Source organism: Alphaproteobacteria bacterium US3C007, from assembly GCA_034423775.1.
GTDB classification, from domain to species: domain Bacteria; phylum Pseudomonadota; class Alphaproteobacteria; order Rhodobacterales; family Rhodobacteraceae; genus Thalassovivens; species Thalassovivens spotae.
The window spans coordinates 2,434,477-2,459,005 of the sequence record CP139918.1 but is presented as its reverse complement, the minus strand read 5'-3'; the positions used below and the strand labels follow the sequence as shown (position 1 = coordinate 2,459,005).

The window sequence follows — 24,529 nt, the reverse complement described above, 5'->3', positions numbered from 1 at the left end:
ATTCTGTAACATTTGCTCGATCTATCGGCTTGAGCAATCGCCTTTAGGCCTCTAAACAGCAGATGAAGCAAAAGCAGGCGGCAGCTCGGGGATAAAAAATGGCTGAAAACACCTATATTTTGATTGATTTGGGGGGCAGCAATACCCGCATCGCTCTAAGTGATGATACCGCGTTGAACCCTGAAACAATTCAAAAATTTTCGAATGCAGGCTATGGCTGCTTAGAAGATATTATCAAAACCTATATGCAGGCGCAAAACCTAAGCAAGGTTACAGCTATTTGTGTTGCAGCTGCGGGGCCGCTTCGCGACGGGGTGATAAAAGTCACTAATCTGGACTGGCTAATTTGCCCGGATCGATTGCGCGCGCTTACCCAAGCCGATCATGTTGGCTTGCTCAATGATCTGCAAGCCCAAGGATATGCGCTAAACGTTCTGCCTTTGGAAAGCCTCAAGCATCTTTATGGTCCTTCAAAAGCCAAAGCCGGGACCACAAAATTGGTCTGTGGAATTGGAACCGGCTTCAATATCGCGGCGGCTTATCCTGCTTCTAAAGGCGTGCTGGTGCCACCTGCGGAAGCCGGGCATGTTCGGTTGCCCGTTGCAACTGCGCTGCAGCGCGAATTATCTGATTGGATTGCAGCTGAGCGGGGGTTTGCATCTGTTGAAACCGTGCTGTCTGGCAACGGGTTGGAAACCTTAAACAGATTTTTTGATCCCGAGCACCCGCGCAGCGCGAGCGAAGTTATGCAAGCCGCGCAGGATGGACAGCGCGAGGCACGCCACGTTGTGGCATGCTTTGCATCAATCATGGGCTCTTATTTCGGAGATTTGGCCCTGGCACATCTGCCTCTGGGTGGCATTTATATGATTGGCGGGGTTTCTCGCGCAATCGCGCCGTTTGTGACGCCTAAAAATTTCGGCGCGACCTTTCATGACAAAGGCGTCTTCTCAGATTACATGTCGGAATTTCCGATCTTCTTGGTTGAGGATGATTTTGCAGCGCTTAAAGGCTGCTTGGGCTATTTACAACAATCGATTTAGGCAAATGCGGCGCTGCGCGCCATACCCCAAATGACATTACGGCCGTGCTCAACACAAAGAATATAGCAACTGCGATATATTGAGTTTCCAATCCTATATCCCAGTCAATCATCACACCAGTGATACCCGGCCCAAGCGCAGAGCCCAATACCATAATCGCGGCCGCCAATGATTTAATCGCACCCAAATACCGGGTGCCATAAAACTCAGCCCAAAACGCATTTGGAAGCGTTGTATTTGCGCCGGCTGTGATTGCCAGAAACAGCAGACCCGTTACGAACATCATCTGCGATTGTCCGAATGCAAAGCACAAGAACGCAAACGACATGGGCAATTGGTAAAACCAGATCAGCCTTGGGGTGCCAAAACGATCAAGCGCCCAGCCCGATGCCAGCATCGCCAAAACCGCGGCCCCCGTATATAGCGGGAAAAAACTTACCAACGATAAATGATCCCAGCCTTTTACCGCCGCGAAATGCACCTGTTGAAAGAAAAACGCCGTGTTGAACGCGCTAGGGCCGAGTAATGCCGGCATCATGCACCAAAAAAGCGGGTGGCGGATGACCGCCCCGCGCGTCCAATGCTGCGCATCCATTCCCAAGGAACTGTTATCTTCCGCCATTGATTGCGGGGTTCGCTCTTGACGCAGCAATCGAAATAAAACTGGTAGAGACAATAAAAGCACCCCAGCAGCAACGCACCATAAAGAGCGCCACGACACAACGCCCATTAAAAACACGAACAACACGGGCAAAAAAGCTTCTCCGAAGGAATATCCCAGCCCCGCGATCGATAGCGCGCGCCCCCGATTGGCCACAAACCAACGCGACATAGCCACCACTGCCAGATGCGAGCACATGCCCTGCCCCAGTAAACGCAACGCGAAAATTGCAAAAGGCAGGTAAAACACATGCGACAGATTGGCCATCACAAGCGTTGCCCCCATCAAACCAGATAAAACGAAAAGCCCCAAAACTCGGGTCCGGATGACATCGCTTAAAGTACCCAGCCAAACCATCACAATCGCCGACGCCGTTGTGCCCAAAGAGTAAAACCCACCCCAAGCCGCGTGTGAGAGGCCGAATTCGGCCCGAATATGGCCTGAAAAGATAGAAATGAAGAAGGTTTGGCCAAAGCTTGACATAAATGCCAGCAAAGCCCCTGCTGCTAACCAGGCACTATTTTGACGGAAGAACTGCAAAATAGGCACAGGCGTCTCCTTTGATTAGACATCTGTGCTAAAGTTAAATCTGCCAAAAGGAAAGATGATAATGAAGCAATGCTGCAAGCACGTTTTGAGGGGCCCGAGACCACAAATGTTACATACTTAAACGTTCTGCCACGCGCGTTTGACCATAAAAAATGCTAAATTTCTATGAGGTCTCAAGCATAGGCATTTTACAAAAAAAGACTGGCGCCCGATCCGAAAGCAGCTGCCAGCCATATTCGAGCGTAAAATTTTTCTCTGTTCAGAAAGAAACCGTGGAGGGGTGCGTTCCTCTTAAAGCGCCTTTAATCATAAAGCCGCCTTAAAGAAGTATAAGCCGCCCCTCCACAAAACTCGTCACCAATACGCATACGCAACATCTACAAACGCGCCGGGCACACAAAACCAACAAAGCCACCCAAACCAAAACGCATCCAAAATGTTTCGCCTACCCATTCCTTTAAAGGACAAAAAGATATTTTTCAATACAAAAGTATATATTTATATCCCTTAAATTCACGCCTGTAAAATCTGCAATCCCAAAACCGCCAAATTTCATCTAACGCGAAATGATAAGGCTCGCGCAAAGGCCTCCAAAATCTCTACTTTTAGACAGCTCAACTCGGCCACCATGAGCACGCGCAATATCAGCGGCAATGGGAAGCCCAAGACCAACCCCCGATCCTTTATTTTGGTTGCGCGCAGGATCAAGACGCGAAAATGGTTTCATGGCTTCTTCATAAAGCTCGGGCGGAATACTTGGCCCGTCATCCTCCACGGAAATCACCAGGCTGCGCGCTTCATATTGAAGATCAACAACCGCTTTTGTGCCATACCGCACCGCGTTCATAATCAAGTTTTCAAGCGCGCGCTTGATCGCAAGCGGGCGCATCTCAACGAGAATGGTGCTTGGATTGCAGCGCAAAGAGACCGAATGTCCGGCGCGTGTCGTATCTTGTACAATCATTTGAACCAACTCGAACGGATTAATTGCCTCTGATTTGCCCCCTTCATCGCCCTGCTCGCGGGCAAAGGAAAGAAATTCATCCAAAAGTTGGCGCATTTCATCAACATCGCGTTCTAGCAATTTGCGATCGTCATGCTCGAGCATAGATAGACCCAGCTTCAACCGTGTCAAAGGTGTACGCAAATCGTGACTAACGCCCGATAATATCATTGTGCGTTGTTCAATATGGCGTTCAATGCGTGCACGCATATCTAAAAACGCCCGCCCCGCTGCGCGCACTTCGATCGCGCCAGAGGGGTGATATGGTAGGGTTCGCCCCCGTCCAAAGGCCTCAGCCGCGGCGGCCAAACGGGTGATTGGCCGCAATTGATTGCGCAGATAAATAAACGCAATCAAGGTAAAAAACACACCAAATACAACCATATTGACAATCAACTGGTGCGGGTTTGACGGCGACACCCTGTCACGCGAAAACTCAATATCAAAATATGCTCCCGCCAAATCAAGCCGCAAATGTACCAATTTAGGCGCATCAAGATTAACCGCCACTAAACTGTCCATTAGCTCAAACTCTTTTACAACAACCAATCCAGTTAAATCATAAAAATGCCGAAAAGTTGCCAAATCCGGCGCATCGGCAACAACGGTTTCAATGGTGATATTCAAAGCATTGGCCAAGTTTTCCGTCGTTTCGGTCAAACCCTGATCCGCGATCAGCCGCTTACTTAACAAGCTGAGCTCGCTGATCACGGCCCGGCTCATCTGCTCGGTCACCCCTTCAAAGTGCCGCTGAATAAATACGATGGAGACCACAAGCCAAAGCAGCACCACCGGCAACACCAAAATTAAGGCCACGCGACCATACAGCCCCGAGGGCAAATAGCGTTTGAAGGATCTAAACATCACCTCTACATCTAGAACAAGTTTAGAACCGGGGAAACAAAAATGGACTCTGCCCACCAAAGCTTTGATCCGCCTGTTGGCATAGCGCAGACAATTGCGCCAAATCTTCGTAGAATTTTGGCCCCAAACCCGTCACCCATGACATTTCGGGGCACGAACACCTATCTGCTAGGCTCTTCTGATCTGGCGATTATTGATCCCGGCCCCGATCATTTAACGCAGTTGAGGGCGATCAAAGCAGCGCTTCAGGGCACACAAAAAATCACCCATATTCTGGTCACCCACTCGCATCTTGATCACTCGCCTTTGGCGCGGCGGCTGTCGGCGGATTGCGGCGCACCCATTTTTGCATTTGGGCGCTGTGATGCAGGGCAAAGTGACCGCATGAAAGCGCTTATTAAATCGGGCTATAGCGGCGGTGGAGAGGGCGTTGATAGCGAATTCATCCCAGATCATACTTTGAAAGACGGCAGCAAACTGACTGGCCCTGATTGGGAGCTGGAAGCAATTCACACCCCGGGGCATTTTTCAAATCATCTCTGTTTTGGCTGGCAAGAGGCCGCTTTTACTGGCGATCATATCATGGGCTGGGCCAGCTCGATGGTGTCGCCACCCGATGGTGATATGGGTGATTTTATACGCTCTTGCAAATCACTTTTGCAGCGTAACTGGAATGTTTTCTACCCTGGCCATGGTGATATTGTTAAAACACCAAACGCGCGCATTCGCGACTTACTTGCCCATCGAAAGCATCGAGAACGTTCGATATTGGCGGCCCTGTCAGCAGAGGGGCGCAGTATAAAAGAGATCACAAAAAGCGTTTATCATGACACATCTGAGGCTTTGCTCCCGGCTGCCGCGCGCAACGTATTTGCTCATTTGATCGACCTTTGTGAACGCCAAAAAGCCATCTGTGATGACCCAATCCGGTTTGAAAGCCAATTTCGATCGCTGACGCCATAAACAAAAACAAAATTAATATAAAAACCGCTGGACGCGGAATTCTCGTATTGCTATAGCGACATCAGTTCCGGCGTAGCTCAGCGGTAGAGCAGTTGACTGTTAATCAATTGGTCGTAGGTTCGATCCCTACCGCCGGAGCCAGTAAAATCAACACCTTAGCAGTTTTGCGAGGTGTTTTTTTATTGTTTGGCCAGACATACAGCTAGACAAATGATAGTCAAACTACGTTATTTAGCGTTATCTGATACTTGTTCGCAGCGCCTTTATTTGCAACGCGCGCGCCTGTGCGCGTCGCTGTTAACGAGCGTGATTGGCGCTTTTTGCATTGTCTTTATCGGTAACTGTCCCAATTGCGGTTTAAGGTATGCTTTATTGCAGTGGAAAACCCTATTAATGTTGGGCTGCTGCCTGTCCGCCACTCCACCTACTTTAATATTTGAGAGGTCAAAGTTAAGTTACATACTCTGATTCATTTGAGACTCCACATATCTCTGTCTTAGCCCCCTAGAACTGTGCCAGTATATTTTGGCATAGGGAGTAAGGAAACATGGCTCGGAAGCGTTATTCTGATGAAGATGTGTTGAAGTTATTGCGCGAGATTGATGTTCATTTGCACGATGGTTTGGACGTTGTGAGTGCGTGTCGCAAAGCTGGGATTTCAGATAAGAGTTATTATTACTGGCGTAAGAAGTTTGGAGGCCTTTCTCGTTCACAGGTTTCAGAGATGAAATCGCTCAAGAAAGAAAACGAGCGCTTGAAGAAGATCGTCGCTGACTTGCAGTTAGACAAGGTGATCCTGAAGGAGAGCCTTGATCATCTAAAGCCACGGGCCTGACGCGGGCTCAGCCTCGTCAGGCTGTTATTCATACGCGTCAAAAGCTGGATATTTCTGAGCGGCGTGCTTGCGCTGTTCTGGATGTAGCCCGCTCAAGTCTGCGCTATCAAGCCAAACAAGTAGATGATACCAAACTACGCTTGGCGATGATCCGGCTGGCCAAACAGTATGGGTGGTATGGTTATAGGAAAGTCACAGCCCTGCTGCGCATGGAAGGCTGGCGTGTTAACCACAAGAGGATCGAGCGCTTATGGAACGAAGAAGGTTTACAGCTGCCGCGCCGGCACAAGAAGCGCAAACGGCTTTATCACAAAGACAGCTCCATCATCAGGCTGCGGCCCACACATCCCAACCATATTTGGGCGATCGACTTTGTGCACGATAAGCTTAGCAATGGGTGCAGCTATAAAATGCTCACGGTTCTAGATGAATATACCCGTGAAGCGCTCTACGTGGCAGTGCGATCCAAAATGAATGCGAACGACGTTTTGGAGACACTGCACCCGCTGCTGATTAAACATGGTAAGCCAGAGTTTATTCGCTCTGACAACGGACCCGAGTTCATTGCCACGCATCTACAGGACTGGCTGAAGAGGATCGGTATCAAACCAATGCAAATCTATCCAGGCAGCCCTTGGGAAAATGGATACAACGAACGCTTTAACGGCACCTTGCGAAAAGAAGTGCTAAACGCTGAATGGTTCCACACCACACGGCAAGCCCAGGTCGCTATCAATGTTTGGCTCAGGCAATACAACCAGATCAGACCTCATCACGCATTAAACATGCGCCCACCCGTCCCAGAAACCTTATTAGAGAAACCAAAACTCAATGGGCGAGTATAGGGGGCTAGACATCGAAGTCTAAGGGGTTGACTAATGTATAAATTTATCAGCTGCATAATCGTTTTTGCCATCTTTGCAGCAACAACCGCGCAGGCTACTTTACTAAAAACTACAGATCCTTCCGCTGTTTGTAACGATGGTCGACAGGCTGCATTTATGGTCTCAAAATCTGAGTCAAGAAATTGGTTCATATATTTTGAGGGTGGAGGTGCAGCTACGACACCTGATGCCTACAAAAAACGTCAAAGCAGGTGGAAAAAGCCGATTACAGATGGAAACTACGGCCTTCATTATCCAATTGTGAAGGATTTCAAGAAAAAAGGCTTTAATGTTGTTGTTATTCCTTACTGCACAAGTGATCTACATCAAGGCGCACACACGAATATCGTGGATGGCAGAAAAGTCTATTTCCGTGGTCGCAAAATTGTTGAAGATGTCTTCAATCAACTGGATGCCGATTTCAGATCGGCGAATGATCTCGTATTTGCTGGCTACTCAGCAGGCGCAATCGGGTTGGGCTTCAACTCTGACTTAATTAAAAAATACAAAAATCCAAAGGTAATCGTAGATAGTTTTTGGTTAGATTCAGAATCTCGCCGTGTCCGCCAAGGTTGGACGAAGGGTCCATGGGTGGAAATAAATAAGTTTGTCTACGGAAATATGCCTAAGCATTGCAAAGGGCATTGGTCTGCATGCTTTCCACAAAGATCTAAATTCATATCAATGAAAATAAAACATGTTTTCCCAATTTGGAACATTGGTGATCCATACATCAAAGGAGATATGAATAAGGTACGGAAGAGTATTAGAAATGATATCAAGTTTTATGATGCTGGGTTTTCGGTTGATGCTGAAAAGTTTAAAGTAGATGGGTCTCAGACATGGGGTCATGTTATCACCGCTAACAAATATTACACAAAAAAAATTGATGGGGTTTCTGTCAAAATGTTAATTGAAAACTGGCTTAGTGACGCGGGACAAACAGCTTTAGTAAAACACTAAGACTGAAATACACGGGCCTTGTCTGAATGCCTGAGTGATCCTAGCCACAAATAGGGCGCCGTGAAGACGAGCTTTATGTCAGAACCGATTTCAAACAAGGTTGGGTTGGGCTTAAAAGATGCGTCGAGACTTGGCGTTGATTAGGCCTTTGTTTTTAAAACCGTAATTTCGTTGCAAACTTTTCAACGCATTTTTCACGTGCGCATGATGCGCATAACTCTTCAATTAAACTCATTTTCTTTCACAATATTGCGCACGGACCACCACACCAAGCGTTAGACTCTGAATAAACTTTATATGTCAACGGCGGCGTAAAACTCTGCCAGCTTGGCGGAGCAAACGCATTCTCTCACGATACGCTCGATACAGCGTAATTTGGGTATAGTATATCCAAAGACGGGCTGCAGTCGGGTTTGCGTTCAACCTTGCTCTGTCAGTGCAATTTGCGCTCATCTTGCACCGTCTAGCAGCTTACACTGGCTATAAATCGCATCCGACAAGCATGTGCACAACAAGCCTTCAACGCGTTTTCATAAAGTTCGAACATAATTTTTAATGGTCGGGACGGCAAGATTCGAACTTGCGACCTACGGTACCCAAAACCGTCGCGCTACCAGGCTGCGCTACGCCCCGACTGGCGTGCCTTCTAACGAGTTCTCAGAAGATTGGAAAGAGGAAAGATCGCTTCAAACGTGCAATTTGGCCAGAAACTGTTAGAAACGGTCACAACGTGGATCGGCGTCGGGTCCAATGCTCGGATGCGCGCTGCGATCTCCCTTTGATATGCCATATTTTGCCGCGCTTCCGGCTGCTACTTCCAAAACATATTGAATATCCGATCCCCCATCAATCAACTCTGTCGAGAACGGGGTTGCACTATGCTTGACGCGCTGAACGATGCCGCCTTCATCAATGAACAACATATCCAAGCCAAGCGGCGTATTTTTCATCCAAAACGAAACCGATTGCGGATTTGGGTAAATAAACAGCATCCCTGATTGGTCTGGCAGATCTGTCACGAACATCAAACCCCGGTTGCGTTGTTCCGGAGTTCTTGCCAGCGCCACCTTAAAGGCCGCGTCGCCCCAACTGCCGCTGATTATAAAATCTGTCTTAGGGCAGTTGGCTTGCGCGAAATTTGCAAAAGGCAGCATTGCAAAGGCGCACAGCCATCTTGCCTTATTCAGAGCTGCCCATTTCCCAAGAACACACATCTGCCGCCATTTTACCCCGCTTACCCTCCATAACGCGCAAAGCGATCGCTTCGCCCGCTTGTAAATTGGACAGGCCTGATTTGCGCAACACTTCGATATGAACAAAAATATCTTCATCATTTCCGAAAATATTTGCAAAGCCGAATCCCTTGCCACCATCAAACCACTTGACCCGTGCGGCTTGCAGCGGCAACGATCTGATATCTTCAATATCGACGTCTTCAAAATCTTCCAGCGTTGATAAGGCATCTAAAACCGGATCCACCGAGAGTATTTCAACCGCCTGGACGCCCCGCTCCGTGTAATGCGCCATAAACTCAATATGGGTGTTTTCTGCGATAGAGCTTTGTCCAAATTTGCGCAGCACATTGGCGTGAATCAAAATATCTTCTTCGGTTTCATCGGATATGATAAAACCAAACCCTTTAACGCGATCAAACCACTTTATGTGGCCCGACTGTTTTTCAATATTTTCGTTGTCGTCGCTCACACGCATACCCACCCGTAAAATCTACCGTGCCGCGATAAAGGAACCGTTTTTTGATAAAAAAGCAAACAATAAAAAAACCAGCGCGCAAGCGAAAGACCCGAAAAACGATCGGGCCAGCGCTTCACGGGTTCAATCTTTGTACCGACCAAGGCGCAGTCACCTCTTTTCGTCTCCAGACTGCGCGATCATGCAATCGAAACGCGCCATCTGACCAAAACTCGATCTCAAGCGGCGTGATTCTAAATCCACCCCAAAACGGTGGCCGCGCTGGGTTTTCACCCTTTTCATCGCGGATCTCATTTACCCGTTGAATCAGCGCCTCTCGAGAGGCGAGCGGGCGCGACTGCTGCGAAGCCCAAGCCCCGATGCGGCTGTCTAAGGCCCGACTTTTATAATAGGCATCCGCGATCGGCCCCTCTTCTTTTTCAACCAGGCCCCGCACTCTAATTTGCCGCGCCAGGCTTTTCCAATGCAACACAAAGGCCGCCTTGCCACTGGCCAACAGCTCGGTGCCTTTGGCGCTTTCATAATTGGTGTAAAAAACAAAACTATTCGCTTGGATGTCTTTCAACAAAACGGTTCTTACATTCGGCATGCCGAAACGGTCTACGCTTGCCAATGCCATTGCGTTTGGATCGTTAATTTCCGCTGCTTCGGCTTCTTTTAGCCAGGATTTTGCCAGCTCAAACGGGTCGGCCTGTGTAAACCCTTCATCCAAATCTAACATTTCAGCTGCTCCTTTTTTCGATCCCTGTTTAATCTTGACGGCCCCTTAGGGGCTCTGGGCTTGATGACCGCTGTGCAATCGCCTAAACCAACGCAACATAGATAGATCGGAGGAGCAAGATGTCACATAATCTTATGCAGGGCAAACGCGGCTTAATCATGGGGCTGGCAAATGACAAATCGATCGCTTGGGGTATTGCAAAAGCCTGCGCTGAAGCCGGCGCGGAAATGTGTTTTTCGTATCAAGGAGACGCGCTAAAAAAGCGGGTAGAGCCTTTGGCAGCGCAAGTTGGCAGCGATTTCGTGGCAGAATGTGATGTTGCGGATGCAAGTTCCGTCGATGCCTTATTTGAGGCGATTAAACAGCGCTGGGGCAAGCTTGATTTTATTGTGCATGCGATCGGGTTTTCCGACAAAAGCGAGCTGCGCGGCCGCTATGTCGACACAAGCCTAGACAATTTCAGAATGACCATGGATATCTCTGTCTATTCCTTCACCGCAGTGGCGCAGCGGGCCGAAAAGCTGATGACGGATGGCGGTTCAATGCTCACGCTCACCTATTACGGCGCTGAGCAAGTGATGCCGCATTATAACGTTATGGGGGTGGCCAAAGCGGCCCTTGAGGCCTCTGTAATGTATTTGGCCGAAGATCTGGGTAAAGATAATATTCGCGTAAACGCCATTTCGGCCGGCCCCATTAAAACGCTTGCAGCCTCGGGTATCGGTGATTTTAGATATATTATGAAATGGAATGAGTTAAACTCACCTCTGCGCAGAAACGTAACCACAGAAGATGTCGGCAAATCAGCGCTATATTTGCTGTCAGATTTAGGGTCAGGGGTTACCGGAGAAACGCTACACGTAGATGCCGGCTACCATGTCGTGGGAATGAAAGCTGTAGATGCGCCGGATATAGATGCCGTAACGGGAAGGAAATAACCATGTCTGAACGTCTCCCCCATGAAAAAGGTTTCCATGTCAGCTGGGACCAGTTGCATCGCGACTCGCGGGCATTGGCCTGGCGGCTTGATGATCCAAAACTAACCGAAAACGGCTGGCGCGCGGTTGTTGCGATTACCCGTGGTGGCATGGCACCTGCAATGATCGTTGCGCGTGAATTGGACATTCGCGTTGTTGATACAATCAGCGTTAAATCTTATAATCACCAGAGCCAAAGCGAACCAAGGGTAATCAAAGCACCGGATATGGACCATGTCGGGGATGGCACCGGCGTGTTGGTGATCGATGATCTCGTGGATACCGGCAAAACTCTCGAAGTCGTGCGTCAGCATATGCCCAAAGCGCATGTGGCAACCGTTTATGCAAAGCCGCTGGGGCGGTCTCAGGTAGACACGTTTATAACGGAAGTCAGCCAAGACACTTGGATCTTTTTTCCATGGGATATGGCCCTGCAATATGTTGAGCCGTTTCGCGGAACGGATTAGCCGCGAATGGTGGCACCTAACCCACCATCAAAGCCGGTTTTGGCCGGTGCAACCGCGCGCACGGCACCCGCTCCGATTAAAGCCGCAAAAGCCTGGCTGGAAAGCCATGATCCGGAGCGCGGCAGACCGGTATTAGACGTCTCGCAAGCCGCGCCAAGCGACCCACCCCCTCAAAATATGCGCGATGCGATTGCAGATTTTGTGCGCCATGATCCTGAGGCGCATCTTTATGGCGCAATTTTGGGGGATGCTGAGTTACGCGCAGATTTTGCCGCGCATTGGTCAAATGCCTATGATGCGCAGGTAAGCGCCAGCCAAGTTGCCATTACCTCGGGGTGCAACCAAGCGTTTTGCGCGGTGATCACGGCGCTTTGCTCGGCTGGGGATAATGTGCTTTTGCCCGTGCCTTGGTATTTCAACCATAAAATGTGGCTCGATGTGATGGGGGTAGAGGCAACGCCTTTGCCGACGGGGGCCAATTTGCTGCCCGATGCATCTCTGGCCCACCAATTGATCACAAAAAAAACCAAAGCCATTTGTCTGGTCAGCCCGAATAATCCCTCTGGCGTGGAATATCCTGACGCTGTGTTGAATGCATTTTATCAGCTCGCAAAAGGCCATGACCTCACGCTTATTATCGATGAAACCTATAAAGATTTTCATAGCAATCCAAAGCGTCCGCACAGCCTTTTGGATGCGCCCGATTGGAAGCAGCATTTGGTGCAGCTCTATTCGTTTTCAAAAGCCTATCGCATGACAGGCCACCGCGTTGGCGCCATCATTGCCCATAAAGCCTTACTCGCCGAGGTTGAAAAATACCTCGACACCACCACAATTTGTGCCTCGCGGGTCGGGCAATTTGCGGCGCGCTGGGGGGTTACCCATCTTCAACCCTGGTTGGCCGGCCAGCGGAAAGAAATTTTACAGCGCCAAAGCTTTCTAAAGCGAAATTTTGAAGCGCTTGAAAGGCAAGGCTGGGAGCTGCTGGGCTGCGGCGCATATTTTGCATATGTCAAGCATCCCTTTGCCAACTCGGGCGTTGATTTGGCACAAAAATTGGTGGCAGAGGCGGGCATCTTATGCCTGCCTGGCGATATGTTTGCACCCCCAGGCACTCCCAATGCCGCGAAGCATTTACGGCTGGCATTTGCAAATATCGATCAAACCAATTTGAAAGAGATGATCATACGGCTTTCAAATCTCACCTTCCAGCTTGCCCCCGACAGCTCAGAGGCGTAGACAGGCGGGAAAATATCAAGTCTACGAGGGATCCATGGCGTCACAATCAAAATCCATTTCCAAATATTTAGTTTGGATTCTGTTGGGTCTGCTCATCATTGGCCTGGGGGGATTTGGCGCGTCGGGGCTTTCTGGCACCATGCGCAGCGTCGGCTCTGTTGGTGATCGCGACATTTCGATCGATGAATATGCGCGGGCCTTGCGCCAAGAGTTGGCGCAAACAGGCCAACAATTCGGTCAAACCCTTACCTTCGAACAGGCCCAATTATTTGGGCTTCCGCAACAAACGCTGAGCCGCTTGGTGCTTCAAAAAGCGATTGAAGTCGAAGCCGACCGGCTTGGCCTTTCGGTTGGCGATGAAGCGGTTCTGGAACAGTTGGTCAAAGTCAGTGCCTTTCGCGGTTCAGATGGTCAATTCAGCCGCGAAGCGTACACGTTTGCACTGGAGAATAATCGCCTCAGCGAAGCCGAATTTGAAGATGGCATTCGCCAGGAAACAACGCGTAACATCGTGCAAGCTGCCGTGGTGACAGGCAATGTGATGCCATCAGTATTTACAGAAAAAATGATTGATTTTCTGTTAGAGACCCGCAGTTTCACCCATGTTCAATTGAACGAGGCAGATCTTGCCGTTCCCCTTCAAGAGGCCACTGAGGCGCAGTTGCAAGCCTATTATGACGAAAATATTGAGCGCTTCACCGTTCCGGAAAGCAAACAGCTCACCATTGCCTCTTTGGATCTTGCGCAGCTTAGCGAAAAGATGACCGTAAGCGATGAGGCGATCGCTGCCTTTTATGAAAAACAGAACGCGTATTATAACCAGCCTGAGCGCCGGATCGTTGAACGCCTTGTGTTTTCGGATGCGCAAAGCGCCGATGCTGCCGCGGCAGCGCTGGAGAACGGCACAAGCGATTTTGATGCGCTACTCGAGCAGCGCGGCTTAACCGCCGCAGATGTGAGCCTGGGCGCAATAGACCAAAGTTTTTTAGGACAGGGCAGCGGCGCTGCTGTCTTCAGCGCAGAGATGAACACGGCCATCGGGCCGTTTTCCGATGATTTGGGCGCTGCAATTTTTCGTGTAACGGATGTTATTCCTGCACAATCTACACCGCTTGAAGAAGTCGCAGATCAATTGCGCCAAGAACTGGCGCTGGAATTGGCCGCGAAAGAAGTAGACGGGGTAAGTGCGCAAGCCGAAGATCTTCTGGCCGCCGGTGCAACTTTGGAAGATATCGCGTTAGAAACCGATCTGGTGCTAAGCGCTCTGAGCTATCACGCTGGTGTGGCTGAGGGCTTGGCCTCAGATCAAGCGTTTCGACAAGCGGCATTTGAAGTAAAGAGCGAAGATTTTCCCGAAATTATCCGCTTGGACAATGGTGGTTTGGCCGCATTAAGGCTGAATGAAACCCAAGCGCCGCGCCCCCAACCTCTACCGGAAATACGCGAAGATGTCATGAAGGCATGGCGCGTCGAAGCGTTGCGCAACGCGCTGCTTGCCCAAGGTGATGATTTGAAATCGCAGCTCGAGGCGAAGACGCTGCGCATTGAGGAAATCGGTGGAATACTGCAACAGGAAACCGGGCTCAACCGTCAAGAGCGCCCAACCACAACAACCGCAAATGTGATTGAACGCGCCTTTGAACTTGCGCCAGACGCGGTGACTGTTTTGGATGATGCGGGGCAGATAACGCTTATACTCGTCACAGAGATTATGCCCGCAGATCGCCAATCCGAGCTTGCCAAAGACATCACGCAAGAGATCACAGCTCAGCTCAGCGATGGCCTGTCACAAGATTTATTTGAAGCCTATGTGGGGCAAATTCAGGCACGCGCGGATGTGTCTTTAAACCAAGCGGCTCTCAATGCCGTTCATGCCAATTTCCAGTAAAGTCGTTGCTATGATAACGCCCGATCTTGATAATTTTTCGCGGCAATACGCGCTTGAGAAAAGCCAGGTTCTATTCACCCGATTGGCGGCTGACTTAGACACGCCCGTGTCTTTAAAGATGAAGCTCGCAGGTGATCAAAAGAATGCGTTCATGCTGGAATCTGTAACCGGCGGAGAAGTGCGCGGGCGTTATTCCATCATTGGTATGAAGCCGGATCTGATCTGGAAATGCCAAGGCAACGAAAGTTTTATCAATCGGGATGCGCGCTTCGATGATGAGGCGTTTATAGCAGTTCAAGCCCCCCCCCTTGAGGCGCTACGCGCGCTCTTGGCAGAAAGCTTTATCGACTTGCCCGAGGATTTGCCACAAGCCAGCGCCGGCCTTTTTGGATATCTGGGCTATGACATGATTCGGCTGGTCGAAGATTTGCCAGACATGAACCCCGATCCGCTTGCTTTGCCAGATGCGGTTTTTTTGCGCCCCAGCGTTGTGGCGGTTTTGGATGGCGTGAAAGGCGAAGTGATTTTGGTTGCGCCGGTTTGGTATGATCCAGCGATCTCGGCAAAAGCTGCCTATGCCAAATCAGCGGAACGTATTCAGGATGCGATGCGGGATTTAGAACGCCCCTTGCCCGATCCGCGCAGGCTTGGCGCGCCTCAAGAGGCACCCAATCCAAGGTCCAACTTCAGCAAAGAAGCCTATATCGCTGCGGTTGAAAAAGCCAAAGACTATATTCGCGCAGGTGACATCTTCCAAGTGGTGCCCGCCCAACGCTGGACGCAAGATTTTGCGCTGCCACCGTTTGCGCTCTATCGGTCTTTGCGCCGCACGAACCCCTCTCCCTTCATGTTTTATTTTAATTTTGATGGGTTTCAAGTGATCGGCGCCAGCCCAGAAATCCTAGTACGTGTCTTTGGCCGTGAGGTGACCGTGCGCCCGATCGCAGGCACCCGTCCGCGCGGCGCAACCAGCGAAGAGGATAACGCCAATGAAGCCGATCTTCTGGCTGATAAAAAAGAATTGGCAGAACATCTAATGCTCCTGGATTTAGGGCGCAATGATGTGGGCCGAGTGGCCAAACTGGGTACGGTCAAACCAACCGAAGAATTTATTATCGAACGCTACAGCCATGTGATGCATATCGTTTCAAACGTGGTTGGGGAATTACACGAAAATCAAGACGCGCTATCCGCCTTTTTCGCGGGTATGCCGGCGGGCACCGTATCGGGCGCTCCAAAAGTGCGTGCGATGCAAATCATCGATGAGCTTGAAACCGAAAAGCGCGGGGTTTATGGCGGTGGCGTAGGCTATTTCAGCTCTGGCGGGGATATGGATATGTGCATCGCCCTGCGCACGGCCATCGTCAAAGATCAAAAGCTCTACATACAAGCGGGCGGCGGCGTGGTCTATGACAGCGATCCCGAAGCCGAATATATGGAAACGGTGCATAAATCCAACGCGATCCGCCGGGCCGCGGCAGATGCGGCGATGTTTGCATCTAAATCATCCTAAAAATTCACAGAAAAGCCAGCCATACTAGGCATTTTGGCCGTATACCGGCGCATGGCTGATCCAAAACCTGCTCTAAAACACGTGCAAAAAAGCTGCGTATCTAGCGCATCACTACCGGAAGGCAGGCGGTGTTTCTTGCGACGAAGGTTTCGCAAAACGCCGAAGCCTCAGCCAAATCTTCAAGACCCACAACGCGCAAGCGATGAAAAATTCGCCCGTTCACTTCCGCCATTTGTACCACATGGTCCAAGCCGTTCAGCTGCTCTGCAAATTTAGCCGATAAGCGCTGCCATTCCTGTTCGGCAATATCGGCACTGCGGAACGCCCCGAGCTGTGCCAGAACAGTGCCCAAGGGAATGCTCGAAGAGGTTGAAGAGGTTGAGGCCAATACGGTTGCGGATGCGGTGAGATCGGGATCAGGCGTAGATGACCGGTTGTTCAAGTTGTCCTCTGGTTCAGATTTTAAAACCACCGCCCTATCAGCACTTACTTTGGCTTTTGATGCACTCTCCGGTGCGGGTAAAGGCTCTTCGGCCTTGGGCACAGCCTTCTTCGCAACAGGGGCCGCTACACTTGATTTATCAATGCTCGGCGCGGTTGCCAGATCGAGCCCTGCCTGGGGTTCACTGGGCACAGGCGCGTCCAACATCATCTGTTTGGGAAAAACGGGCTGCGCCGGATCAAGATCAAAACTCAATCCAAAATCCATGCTCGGAGGACCCGGCTGCGCAAAGCCATCGGTTGAGAGAGTCGGCTTTTCAGCGCTATCCGATAAAACTGGCAAATTGGTTTCGGTTTGCGGCAAGGTGCTTGTGCTTAAGCCTGTGAGCTTGTTTTGTGCGCTTTTAGGCACTGTTGCTGACGCGATATCCTCATCAGGGGCTACATCAGGCGCCGCTGGTTGAGGTGCTTCGGCGGGCGTTTTGGCAAGCTGCTGAGGCGCCTCTACGGGCGCTGGTAAACTGGCAGCCTGATCTTCACGCGAACGGGTGAATTCTGATCCGGCAGGTACCTCGAACGCCTCGGCTTCTGGCATCTGGATGCGCTCATAGCTCTGAAATACCAGCCCGACAACGATCACAATGACGGCGCTTAACGCCCCCCAGACCAGCCCACTGAAAAATCCCCGCTTCACTACTCTTGCCCTCATTGACGCCGCGATAATTTGGCGTGATATACACTTGTTTTTGCTTCGCGCCCCTTGACGGTGACACCGAAGCCTGAGCAAGTATAGATCGATCTAAGGTGTGGGGGCCAGCCCCATTTAATACAAGGTAAAAGAAACGCAATGCTGCTGCTAATCGACAACTATGACAGCTTTACCTATAATCTGGTGCATTACCTTGGGGAACTTGGCGCGGATGTTGTGGTCAAACGCAACGACGCGCTGGATGTTCAAGACGCCATGGCGCTGCAACCAGAGGCTATTTTATTGTCACCAGGGCCTTGCGATCCTGATCAAGCGGGGATTTGTTTGGCGCTGATCGCCGCAGCAAGCGAAACCCAAACACCTTTGCTGGGCGTCTGCTTAGGGCATCAATCAATCGGTCAAGCCTTTGGCGGCAAGGTTATAAGATGCCACGAAATTGTGCATGGAAAAATGGGGACGATGCATCATGCAGGCGAAGGTCTTTTTAAAGATGTCCCTACCCCGTTTGAGGCAACCCGCTATCATTCATTAATCGTAGAGCGAGCCACCCTGCCCGCTTGCCTCACGGTCACGGCAGAATTAAGCGATGGCACCATTATGGGGCTTCAGCATAACAGCCTGCCAATCCATGGCGTGCAGTTTCATCCAGAATCGATCGCCTCTGAACACGGGCATCATTTGTTGAAAAACTTTCTGAGCATTGCAGGATTGGGCTGATGAGCGATTTTATGAAACCCCTAATCTCGGCGGCCTCTGACCGCGAGTTAACAAAAAATGAAGCCGAGGCCGCCTTCCAGATTTTATTTGAAGGCGCCGCAACGCCAGCCCAAATCGGCGGGTTTCTGATGGCGCTGCGCACGCGCGGAGAAACCGTAACCGAATTTGCGGCCGCCGCCTCGGTTATGCGCGCAAAATGCAACGCGGTGTCGGCACCAGCCGATGCGATGGATATTGTTGGCACTGGCGGCGATGGAAAAGGCACGCTGAACATCTCAACCGCGACTGCCTTTGTTGTTGCCGGTGCGGGCGTTCCCGTGGCCAAACATGGCAATAAAAATCTTTCTTCAAAATCCGGTGCCGCAGATGCGCTGGGTGAGATGGGCGTGAATGTGATGATCAGCGCCGATAAGACACAGGCCGCTTTGCGTGATATTGGCATCTGCTTTATGATGGCACCAATGCACCACCCTGCGATGAAACATGTAGGGCCCGTGCGCGCGGAGCTGGGCGCGCGCACAATATTTAATATTTTAGGCCCTTTAACTAACCCGGCGGGCGTAACGCGCCAACTCACCGGCGCCTATAGCGCCGATTTAATTCGGCCCATGGCGGAAACATTAGGGGCATTGGGTGCGCATAACGCTTGGTTGGTTCATGGCGGTGACGGCACCGACGAGCTGGCAATCAGCGCCTCCAGCCAAGTTGCCGCGCTTAACCCGGATGGCTCGGTTACGGAATTTGAAGTGCACCCGGAAGAGTTTGGTCTCCCGACGCACCCGTTTTCGGCTATTCTTGGCGGCGCCCCTGCAGAAAATGCGGTGGCGTTCCGCGCCCTGCTTGAGGGTGAAGCCTCCGCTTATAAAGACGCGGTTCTCCTCAATAGCGCGGCTGCATTGATTGTGGCCGGGCGCAGCACTGACAAACAAGAGGCGGTGGCAATGGCGCGCGAAAGTATTGACAGCCATGCCGCAAAAACAAAACTGGCGCAGCTGGCCTCCTTCACATCGGATACCCTATGAGCACCACTATTTTAGACAGAATCAAAGCCTATAAGCTTGAAGAAATCAAAGCCGACAAATCCAAACGCGCGCAGTCAGATGTGGAAGCAGATGCCAAAACCGCAGCGCCCGTTCGCCCGTTTGCACAGCGCATCATTGAAGACAGCAAAACGGGCTATGGGCTGATTGCAGAAATCAAAAAGGCTTCGCCGTCCAAAGGATTGATACGGGCTGATTTTAACCCCGCAGATTTGGCCCAAGCCTATGAGGCTGGCGGAGCATCCTGCCTATCAGTTTTGACGGATAGCCCCAGTTTTCAGGGCGATAAATCCTTCCTCTCCCAAGCCCGGCAGGCCTGCGGGCTGCCGGTTTTACGCAAAGATTTCATGTATGACCCCTATCAAGTTGCCGAAGCGCGCATGTTGGGCGCGGATTGTATTTTATTGATCATGGCCTCGCTCGCGGATAGCCAAGCACAAGAGCTTGAACAGGCTGCATTTGCTTGGGGGATGGATGTTTTAATAGAAGTCCATGACGCAGAAGAATTAGAACGGGCCTTATTGTTAAGCTCACCGCTAATTGGAGTGAATAACCGCAATTTGAAAACCTTTGAAACCTCGCTGCAAACCACCAAAGAATTGTCAAAAATGGTTCCCGCTGAGCGCGTTTTGATTTCTGAATCTGGGTTGAACACGCCAGATGACTTGGCCGATATGGCGCGGCACGGGGCGCGTATCTTTTTAATCGGAGAAAGCCTGATGCGGCAAACGGATGTGGCGGCGGCAACGCGCAGCCTGCTATCGGATCCAAGGTAAGCTCGGATGCCCAAACTCACCCATTTTGACAGCCGCGGAAACGCCCATATGGTTGATGTTTCGCAAAAACAAAACACCGATCGCATCGCTGTGGCAAAAGGCTGGATTAGCATGCTGCCTGAAACGCTGGATCTCATCACCCAAGGCCTTGTCAAAAAAGGCGATGTATTGGGCGTGGCGCGTCTTGCAGGGATCATGGCCGCTAAAAAAACCGCTGAGATCATTCCCCTTTGCCATCCATTGGCAATCACGAAAATCGCTGTCGATTTGGAGGTCGATCCCGATTTGCCGGGGGTGCGCATTGAGGCAACGGTAAAAACATCAGGGCAAACCGGTGTGGAAATGGAAGCGCTTTGCGCAGTGAATGGCGCGGCGCTGACTGTCTATGATATGTTAAAAGCCGCAGATAAGGCGATGCAGATCGGGGGCGTTCATTTGGCCTTAAAAGATGGCGGTAAATCGGGCCGCTACGAAGCGCCATGATCTCTGTCCAAGCGGCGTTAGATGCTCTTTTCGCGCTGGTCAAGAAACCGAATGTGGAATGGGTAGATCTCACCAAAGCCATGGGCCGCGTTTTGGCGCGCCCGATGACAGCATTTCGCGATCAACCGCCATTTGATGCCGCGGCCATGGATGGCTACGCGATCGCGCAGCCAGCAGCGAAACGCGGCGATAGTTATCGCGTGATCGGAGAAGCCGCAGCAGGACGTCGATTTGAAGGTGATTTGACATCCGATACAGCGGTGCGCATTTTTACCGGTGCCCCCGTGCCCGCAGGCACCAGCGCCATCATTATTCAAGAAAATGCGATCCGCACCGCAGATAGAATCGAGCTGAGCGCAGATCCCCACGCTCAAAGCCATATCCGACCAGCCGGCAATGATTTTAAGGCCGGCAGTTGCCTGACTGCACCCAAACGGCTTAATGCGGCGGATATTGCCCTTTTGGCCTCAATGAATATAGCGCAGATCCCGGTCTACAAGCGACCAACGATTGCGCTTCTGTCAACGGGTGATGAATTGGTAATGCCAGGAGAGCAGCCGGGCCCAGATCAAATTTTAGCGTCAAACACATATGGGCTGGCTGCCCTTTTGAACAGCCATGGCGCCGAATGTCGCATTTTACCGATCGCGCGCGACACTAGCGCCAGCTTGAAAGCCACCTTCGCCCTAGCTGCCGGCAGTGACATGGTTCTTACCATTGGCGGCGCGTCGGTCGGCGATCATGATTTGGTGGCGCAAGTTGCCGCTGATATCGGCATAAGGCAAAGCTTTTACAAAATCGCCATGCGCCCAGGCAAACCTTTAATGGCCGGGGCGTGGGGCGATACGATCATGATCGGCCTGCCCGGAAACCCTGTCTCGGCTTTGGTCTGCGGCCATATTTTTGTCCTCCCAGTTGTGAACGCTCTTTTGGGCTTACCAAGATCCGCGCCAATCCGACAATCCGCGCCCTTGGCGCAGGATGTCGCGGCAAACGGCCCCCGCGAACATTATATGCGGGCAAAGTTTCACGAGGGGCGCGTGCATGTGTTTGAACGGCAAGATAGCGCTTTGCTAAGCGTTCTGGCAGAAGCCAATATTTTGGCCATTCGTCCAGCTTATGCGGCCCCCGCAACGCAAGGGGACAGGATCGAGTATATCCCACTTTAAAGCGGCCGCCGCGCAAAAAAAGGCCTCTTTCGCGGCAATAACTTGACACAAATCAAGAACATCTATAGAACAAAGCAAAATTATGCCTTGGAGAATGTGATGCTCACCCGCAAACAGCTTGATCTATTAAACTTCATCAATAAGCGCCTAACCCGTGACGGCGTGCCCCCTTCGTTTGATGAAATGAAAGAGGCGTTGGATTTGAGGTCAAAATCTGGAATTCACAGATTAATTTCGGCGTTAGAAGAGCGTGGCTTTATCCGCCGGCTTGCACATCGGGCGCGGGCGATCGAAATCGTGAAGCTGCCAGAAAGCTTGGGGGGGGATCCCAGCGGATTTGCACCCCGCGTGATCGAAGGGGGAAGGCCAGAAACGCGCCCATCAAGCGCCACCCCGATTGAGGCGCTGCACGCGCTGGAACTGCCCGTTATGGGCAGAATTGCCGCCGGTGTGCCGATCGAAGCAATCAGCCAAGTTTCCCATAACATCGCGGTTCCAGGTCATATGCTGCGTGCAGGCGGCGAACATTATGCGCTCGAGGTAAAGGGCGACTCGATGATCGAAGCCGGCATCAATGATGGTGATGTTGTCGTGATCCGAGAAACAAAAACAGCGACCAATGGCGATATCGTTGTGGCGTTGGTTGAAAATCACGAGGCCACGCTGAAACGGTTTTTCCATCGCGGCGATGCGATTGCGCTGGAAGCGGCCAACCCGGCCTATGAAACGCGCATTTTGCCCCAAGAAAAAGTTAAGGTACAGGGTCGTTTGGTTGGATTGATCCGAACCTATTGAGGCCCTGCAAAAGCGTCTTCCGGTAAGGTCACTGGGTTAAAATCCAGCGATCGCGTAGGCCCGCTACCTATGCTTGCTCCATAAGCGGGCAAAGCCGGAATTTATGTGGCGTATCTTCGCCGGCTTCCCCTGCTTATCCAGCCATATAGCGGTTGCACCGTTGCGTTTTATTTTACGATGAGACAGATGCCAACATTCCCCGCTTATGCGGCGTTGCTGCGCCAAAATATGTATTTCTCCTTGGCCGCACATAATTTCTAATCCTTTCATTTTTTTCGACCAGTGGTGATAAAGGTCGCCTTTTCGATCTTTCCACAATGCATAGGCTTTTTCGCGCGGCATCGGCCGTCCATCGTTTTGCGCCCATATACGGGCCGAAAACGTTCCACCACTTGGCTTGGAAAGTGCCCGTCCCTCCGGCAAAAGAAGGCCGACAAGCACGCCATCTTCTGCGATCAAAATATCTGGCCGATCGCTTCCATGCCAGCCCATTAAAGCCGCGACAACGCCTAAAACTCCAACCCCCTTCCCCCAGCCGCGCCATAAAATGATCCAAGCGCATGATGCACTGAATAAAGGTAAGATCCACGCAACTGGCTCTGTCACAAAGGTTACCGCGCTTGCTGGCTGCGCGAAAAACCGCGCCACAGTCAAAATCCAACGAAGGCCAAGATCCACCCCCCAAAGACCAACCGCCTCGGCGCCAAGAGGCATCAACATCATGGCCAATACCGCCGAGGGGGCCACGAGAAAGCCCATAACCGGAAGACTTAGAATATTTGCCAGCAAACCATAATGGCTCACTTGGTTAAAATGCGCCGCCGAAAAAGGCGCCGTGGCCAAGCCCGCCACCAATGAAGACAAAACCAACGAAATCACCGGCAACTGGCGCCAACGTGAAAACCCCGGTAAGGCAGGAGTACGCTGAAACACCGTAACCAGCGCAATCGTAGCGGCAAATGACATTTGAAACCCCGCTGAACTTACATCTTCAGGTCGCCAAGCCAAAATGACCAAAGCCGCAAGAGCAATACTGTGCAAACTCAAAGCGCGCCGATCGAAAAACACCCCCAGCATCACGATTGAAACCATAATAAAGGCGCGTTGCGTTGACACAGCCGCTCCAGAAATCAGCAAGTAATAAAGCCCGATCAAAATCGCCAAACCCGCGGCTATTTTTTTAGCGTTAAAATGCAGGAAGGCATTTGTATTCAATAAGCACAAGCGGCGAAAAAATCCAAACACCACCCCGGTTAACAAAGCCACATGCAGCCCCGAAATTGCTAGCAAATGCGCCAAATTGCTGCGCCGCAAATCCTGTAGCTGCGCGCGCGTCAGAGACGAGCGGTCGCCCGTGATTATCGCCGCGGCGGGGCCAGATGCTACCTGAGAAACACCGGCTTTTATCCGCGCAGAAAGCGCCATTCTTTTGTCGAAAAGCCGGGTAAAAATTCCGGATGACGGGCCAGAGGTGATCTGCACCCCTTCCCGCGTATAACCCACGGCCCCGAGCCCTCGAAACCAAGCATAACGCCGGAAATCAAACCCTCCAGGTTCGGACGGGCGCGGAGGTGGCATCAAAAAACCTTTGGTTTTCAGGCGCCCCTGCGGCGTTAAAAGCTGCGCCGCAGGGGCGTCACTTATCGAAAGGCGCACTTTATGGGGAGTGTTGCTTTTGGATATGTTTTCCAATTCCACTTGATCCAGCGTCACTCTTACTGCACCACTGCGCGCGCGATCGACACCTATAATTCGACCTTCAATTTCTCCATAAAATCGGTAGGTAAGCGTGGGTGCTACGACATAATGAGCCTTTCCGGCCACCGCAAAAAAACCAAGGCAGAACACAGCCAACAAAAGGAAAAACGGCGCTAAACTGCATATTTGAAAATGATAGCCCAGATAAGAAATTCCCCCGAGCAACGCCATCGCAATAAATAAATTTGGCGCGGGTTCCTGGCGAAGCGACAGGTAACACCCGATCCCACAGGCCAAGGCAACCGGTAGCCAGTAAAACAAAACAACCCGTTGTTTTTCCAATTCGCGTCGCAAAAAATTCTTGAGCGTTAGCATGCTTGTCCTTGCCTCACAGGATCGCTAGACACGGGTGAAAATTAAC

Annotated in this window: 21 protein-coding genes, 2 tRNA genes and 1 pseudogene; 16 read left to right on the top strand and 8 right to left on the bottom strand. The window is 51.2% G+C overall.

Annotated elements, in window-relative coordinates; translation table 11 throughout:
• Nucleotides 1-98: 98 nt before the first annotated feature.
• Nucleotides 99-1,043 (top strand): ROK family protein, encoded by a 945-nt coding sequence (locus UM181_11740; protein ID WQC61997.1) that lies wholly within the window; start codon nt 99-101, stop codon nt 1,041-1,043.
• Here the strand turns inward: UM181_11740 and UM181_11735 are convergent.
• Both UM181_11735 and UM181_11730 read right to left on the bottom strand, forming a co-directional pair.
• Nucleotides 1,006-2,253, bottom strand: coding sequence for an MFS transporter (locus UM181_11735; GenBank protein WQC61996.1), 1,248 nt, complete (start codon nt 2,251-2,253; stop codon nt 1,006-1,008). The genes UM181_11740 and UM181_11735 overlap by 38 nt on opposite strands.
• A 556-nt stretch (nt 2,254-2,809) precedes the next feature.
• Nucleotides 2,810-4,120 (bottom strand): ATP-binding protein, encoded by a 1,311-nt coding sequence (locus tag UM181_11730; GenBank protein ID WQC61995.1) that lies wholly within the window; start codon nt 4,118-4,120, stop codon nt 2,810-2,812.
• A 42-nt stretch (nt 4,121-4,162) separates the two neighbouring features.
• Between UM181_11730 and UM181_11725 the strand changes: the two genes are divergently transcribed.
• From UM181_11725 to UM181_11710, 4 genes and pseudogenes are all read left to right on the top strand, one after another.
• On the top strand, nt 4,163-5,083 hold the full coding sequence (locus UM181_11725) for an MBL fold metallo-hydrolase (GenBank protein WQC61994.1): 921 nt from the start codon (nt 4,163-4,165) through the stop codon (nt 5,081-5,083).
• A gap of 66 nt (nt 5,084-5,149) precedes the next feature.
• Nucleotides 5,150-5,224: transfer RNA gene (locus UM181_11720), tRNA-Asn, on the top strand.
• A gap of 406 nt (nt 5,225-5,630) precedes the next feature.
• A pseudogene (locus UM181_11715) lies at nt 5,631-6,763 on the top strand (IS3 family transposase).
• A 33-nt stretch (nt 6,764-6,796) separates the two neighbouring features.
• Nucleotides 6,797-7,765, top strand: coding sequence for a pectin acetylesterase-family hydrolase (locus tag UM181_11710; GenBank protein ID WQC61993.1), 969 nt, complete (start codon nt 6,797-6,799; stop codon nt 7,763-7,765).
• Nucleotides 7,766-8,321: 556 nt separating this feature from the next.
• Here UM181_11710 and UM181_11705 read toward each other — a convergent pair.
• The 4 genes from UM181_11705 to pdxH all read right to left on the bottom strand — a co-directional run bounded on the left by UM181_11705 (nt 8,322) and on the right by pdxH (nt 10,196).
• Nucleotides 8,322-8,398, bottom strand: a tRNA-Pro gene (locus tag UM181_11705).
• 80 nt (nt 8,399-8,478) lie between these two features.
• The gene (locus tag UM181_11700; GenBank protein WQC61992.1) at nt 8,479-8,919 is read right to left on the bottom strand and encodes a DUF192 domain-containing protein; all 441 of its coding nucleotides are present in this window, start codon (nt 8,917-8,919) and stop codon (nt 8,479-8,481) included.
• A 25-nt stretch (nt 8,920-8,944) separates the two neighbouring features.
• Nucleotides 8,945-9,475: a cold shock domain-containing protein gene (locus UM181_11695; protein WQC61991.1), complete on the bottom strand. Its 531-nt coding sequence runs from the start codon at nt 9,473-9,475 to the stop codon at nt 8,945-8,947.
• A gap of 115 nt (nt 9,476-9,590) precedes the next feature.
• The gene (pdxH, locus tag UM181_11690; protein WQC61990.1) at nt 9,591-10,196 is read right to left on the bottom strand and encodes a pyridoxamine 5'-phosphate oxidase; all 606 of its coding nucleotides are present in this window, start codon (nt 10,194-10,196) and stop codon (nt 9,591-9,593) included.
• 119 nt (nt 10,197-10,315) lie between these two features.
• Between pdxH and fabI the strand changes: the two genes are divergently transcribed.
• The 5 genes from fabI to trpE are packed head-to-tail and all read left to right on the top strand — an operon-like array spanning nt 10,316 to nt 16,280.
• Complete coding sequence (gene fabI / locus UM181_11685; GenBank protein ID WQC61989.1) at nt 10,316-11,134, top strand: enoyl-ACP reductase FabI; 819 nt, start codon at nt 10,316-10,318, stop codon at nt 11,132-11,134.
• Nucleotides 11,135-11,136: 2 nt separating this feature from the next.
• Entirely contained in the window at nt 11,137-11,640 is a 504-nt protein-coding gene (gene gpt, locus UM181_11680) for a xanthine phosphoribosyltransferase (protein WQC61988.1), read from the top strand.
• 6 nt (nt 11,641-11,646) lie between these two features.
• Nucleotides 11,647-12,879: an aminotransferase gene (locus UM181_11675; protein WQC61987.1), complete on the top strand. Its 1,233-nt coding sequence runs from the start codon at nt 11,647-11,649 to the stop codon at nt 12,877-12,879.
• Between the two features lie 34 nt (nt 12,880-12,913).
• Entirely contained in the window at nt 12,914-14,767 is a 1,854-nt protein-coding gene (locus UM181_11670; GenBank protein WQC61986.1) for a SurA N-terminal domain-containing protein, read from the top strand.
• A gap of 10 nt (nt 14,768-14,777) precedes the next feature.
• Nucleotides 14,778-16,280 carry an anthranilate synthase component I gene (trpE, locus tag UM181_11665; protein ID WQC64744.1) on the top strand — a complete coding sequence of 501 codons (1,503 nt, stop codon included), beginning with the start codon at nt 14,778-14,780 and terminating at the stop codon, nt 16,278-16,280.
• A gap of 100 nt (nt 16,281-16,380) precedes the next feature.
• Here trpE and UM181_11660 read toward each other — a convergent pair whose 3' ends face one another.
• The gene (locus tag UM181_11660) at nt 16,381-17,415 is read right to left on the bottom strand and encodes an SPOR domain-containing protein (GenBank protein ID WQC61985.1); all 1,035 of its coding nucleotides are present in this window, start codon (nt 17,413-17,415) and stop codon (nt 16,381-16,383) included.
• 153 nt (nt 17,416-17,568) lie between these two features.
• Here UM181_11660 and UM181_11655 point away from each other — a divergent pair, with 153 nt between their 5' ends.
• From UM181_11655 to lexA, 6 genes are all read left to right on the top strand, one after another.
• On the top strand, nt 17,569-18,147 hold the full coding sequence (locus tag UM181_11655; GenBank protein WQC61984.1) for an aminodeoxychorismate/anthranilate synthase component II: 579 nt from the start codon (nt 17,569-17,571) through the stop codon (nt 18,145-18,147).
• A complete protein-coding gene (gene trpD, locus UM181_11650; protein WQC61983.1) occupies nt 18,147-19,169 on the top strand; it encodes an anthranilate phosphoribosyltransferase in 1,023 nt (340 codons plus the stop codon). The genes UM181_11655 and trpD overlap by 1 nt, the downstream gene beginning before the upstream one ends.
• Nucleotides 19,166-19,963 (top strand): indole-3-glycerol phosphate synthase TrpC, encoded by a 798-nt coding sequence (trpC, locus tag UM181_11645; protein WQC61982.1) that lies wholly within the window; start codon nt 19,166-19,168, stop codon nt 19,961-19,963. The genes trpD and trpC overlap by 4 nt, the downstream gene beginning before the upstream one ends.
• Before the next feature lie 6 nt (nt 19,964-19,969).
• Entirely contained in the window at nt 19,970-20,446 is a 477-nt protein-coding gene (moaC, locus tag UM181_11640; GenBank protein WQC61981.1) for a cyclic pyranopterin monophosphate synthase MoaC, read from the top strand.
• Nucleotides 20,443-21,615 (top strand): molybdopterin molybdotransferase MoeA, encoded by a 1,173-nt coding sequence (locus tag UM181_11635; protein ID WQC61980.1) that lies wholly within the window; start codon nt 20,443-20,445, stop codon nt 21,613-21,615. Before moaC ends, UM181_11635 begins: the two co-directional genes overlap by 4 nt.
• Nucleotides 21,616-21,714: 99 nt before the next feature.
• Nucleotides 21,715-22,410, top strand: a complete 696-nt coding sequence (gene lexA / locus UM181_11630) for a transcriptional repressor LexA (protein ID WQC61979.1) — start codon at nt 21,715-21,717, stop codon at nt 22,408-22,410.
• A 63-nt stretch (nt 22,411-22,473) separates the two neighbouring features.
• Here lexA and UM181_11625 read toward each other — a convergent pair whose 3' ends face one another.
• Nucleotides 22,474-24,483, bottom strand: a complete 2,010-nt coding sequence (locus tag UM181_11625) for a ComEC/Rec2 family competence protein (protein ID WQC61978.1) — start codon at nt 24,481-24,483, stop codon at nt 22,474-22,476.
• Nucleotides 24,484-24,529 lie beyond the last annotated feature (46 nt).

What these genes read in the sequence shown, in the direction of transcription:
- UM181_11740 (WQC61997.1), top strand. Translation starts at nt 99, where the DNA reads ATGGCTGAAAACACCTATATTTTGATTGATTTGGGGGGCAGCAATACC.
- UM181_11675 (WQC61987.1), top strand. Translation starts at nt 11,647, where the DNA reads ATGGTGGCACCTAACCCACCATCAAAGCCGGTTTTGGCCGGTGCAACC.
- UM181_11730 (WQC61995.1), bottom strand. Translation starts at nt 4,120, where the DNA reads ATGTTTAGATCCTTCAAACGCTATTTGCCCTCGGGGCTGTATGGTCGC.
- UM181_11710 (WQC61993.1), top strand. Translation starts at nt 6,797, where the DNA reads ATGTATAAATTTATCAGCTGCATAATCGTTTTTGCCATCTTTGCAGCA.
- fabI (WQC61989.1), top strand. Translation starts at nt 10,316, where the DNA reads ATGTCACATAATCTTATGCAGGGCAAACGCGGCTTAATCATGGGGCTG.
- trpD (WQC61983.1), top strand. Translation starts at nt 18,147, where the DNA reads ATGAGCGATTTTATGAAACCCCTAATCTCGGCGGCCTCTGACCGCGAG.
- trpE (WQC64744.1), top strand. Translation starts at nt 14,778, where the DNA reads ATGATAACGCCCGATCTTGATAATTTTTCGCGGCAATACGCGCTTGAG.
- UM181_11670 (WQC61986.1), top strand. Translation starts at nt 12,914, where the DNA reads ATGGCGTCACAATCAAAATCCATTTCCAAATATTTAGTTTGGATTCTG.
- UM181_11725 (WQC61994.1), top strand. Translation starts at nt 4,163, where the DNA reads ATGGACTCTGCCCACCAAAGCTTTGATCCGCCTGTTGGCATAGCGCAG.
- UM181_11655 (WQC61984.1), top strand. Translation starts at nt 17,569, where the DNA reads ATGCTGCTGCTAATCGACAACTATGACAGCTTTACCTATAATCTGGTG.
- trpC (WQC61982.1), top strand. Translation starts at nt 19,166, where the DNA reads ATGAGCACCACTATTTTAGACAGAATCAAAGCCTATAAGCTTGAAGAA.
- UM181_11625 (WQC61978.1), bottom strand. Translation starts at nt 24,483, where the DNA reads ATGCTAACGCTCAAGAATTTTTTGCGACGCGAATTGGAAAAACAACGG.
- UM181_11635 (WQC61980.1), top strand. Translation starts at nt 20,443, where the DNA reads ATGATCTCTGTCCAAGCGGCGTTAGATGCTCTTTTCGCGCTGGTCAAG.
- moaC (WQC61981.1), top strand. Translation starts at nt 19,970, where the DNA reads ATGCCCAAACTCACCCATTTTGACAGCCGCGGAAACGCCCATATGGTT.
- gpt (WQC61988.1), top strand. Translation starts at nt 11,137, where the DNA reads ATGTCTGAACGTCTCCCCCATGAAAAAGGTTTCCATGTCAGCTGGGAC.
- pdxH (WQC61990.1), bottom strand. Translation starts at nt 10,196, where the DNA reads ATGTTAGATTTGGATGAAGGGTTTACACAGGCCGACCCGTTTGAGCTG.
- UM181_11695 (WQC61991.1), bottom strand. Translation starts at nt 9,475, where the DNA reads ATGCGTGTGAGCGACGACAACGAAAATATTGAAAAACAGTCGGGCCAC.
- lexA (WQC61979.1), top strand. Translation starts at nt 21,715, where the DNA reads ATGCTCACCCGCAAACAGCTTGATCTATTAAACTTCATCAATAAGCGC.
- UM181_11700 (WQC61992.1), bottom strand. Translation starts at nt 8,919, where the DNA reads ATGCTGCCTTTTGCAAATTTCGCGCAAGCCAACTGCCCTAAGACAGAT.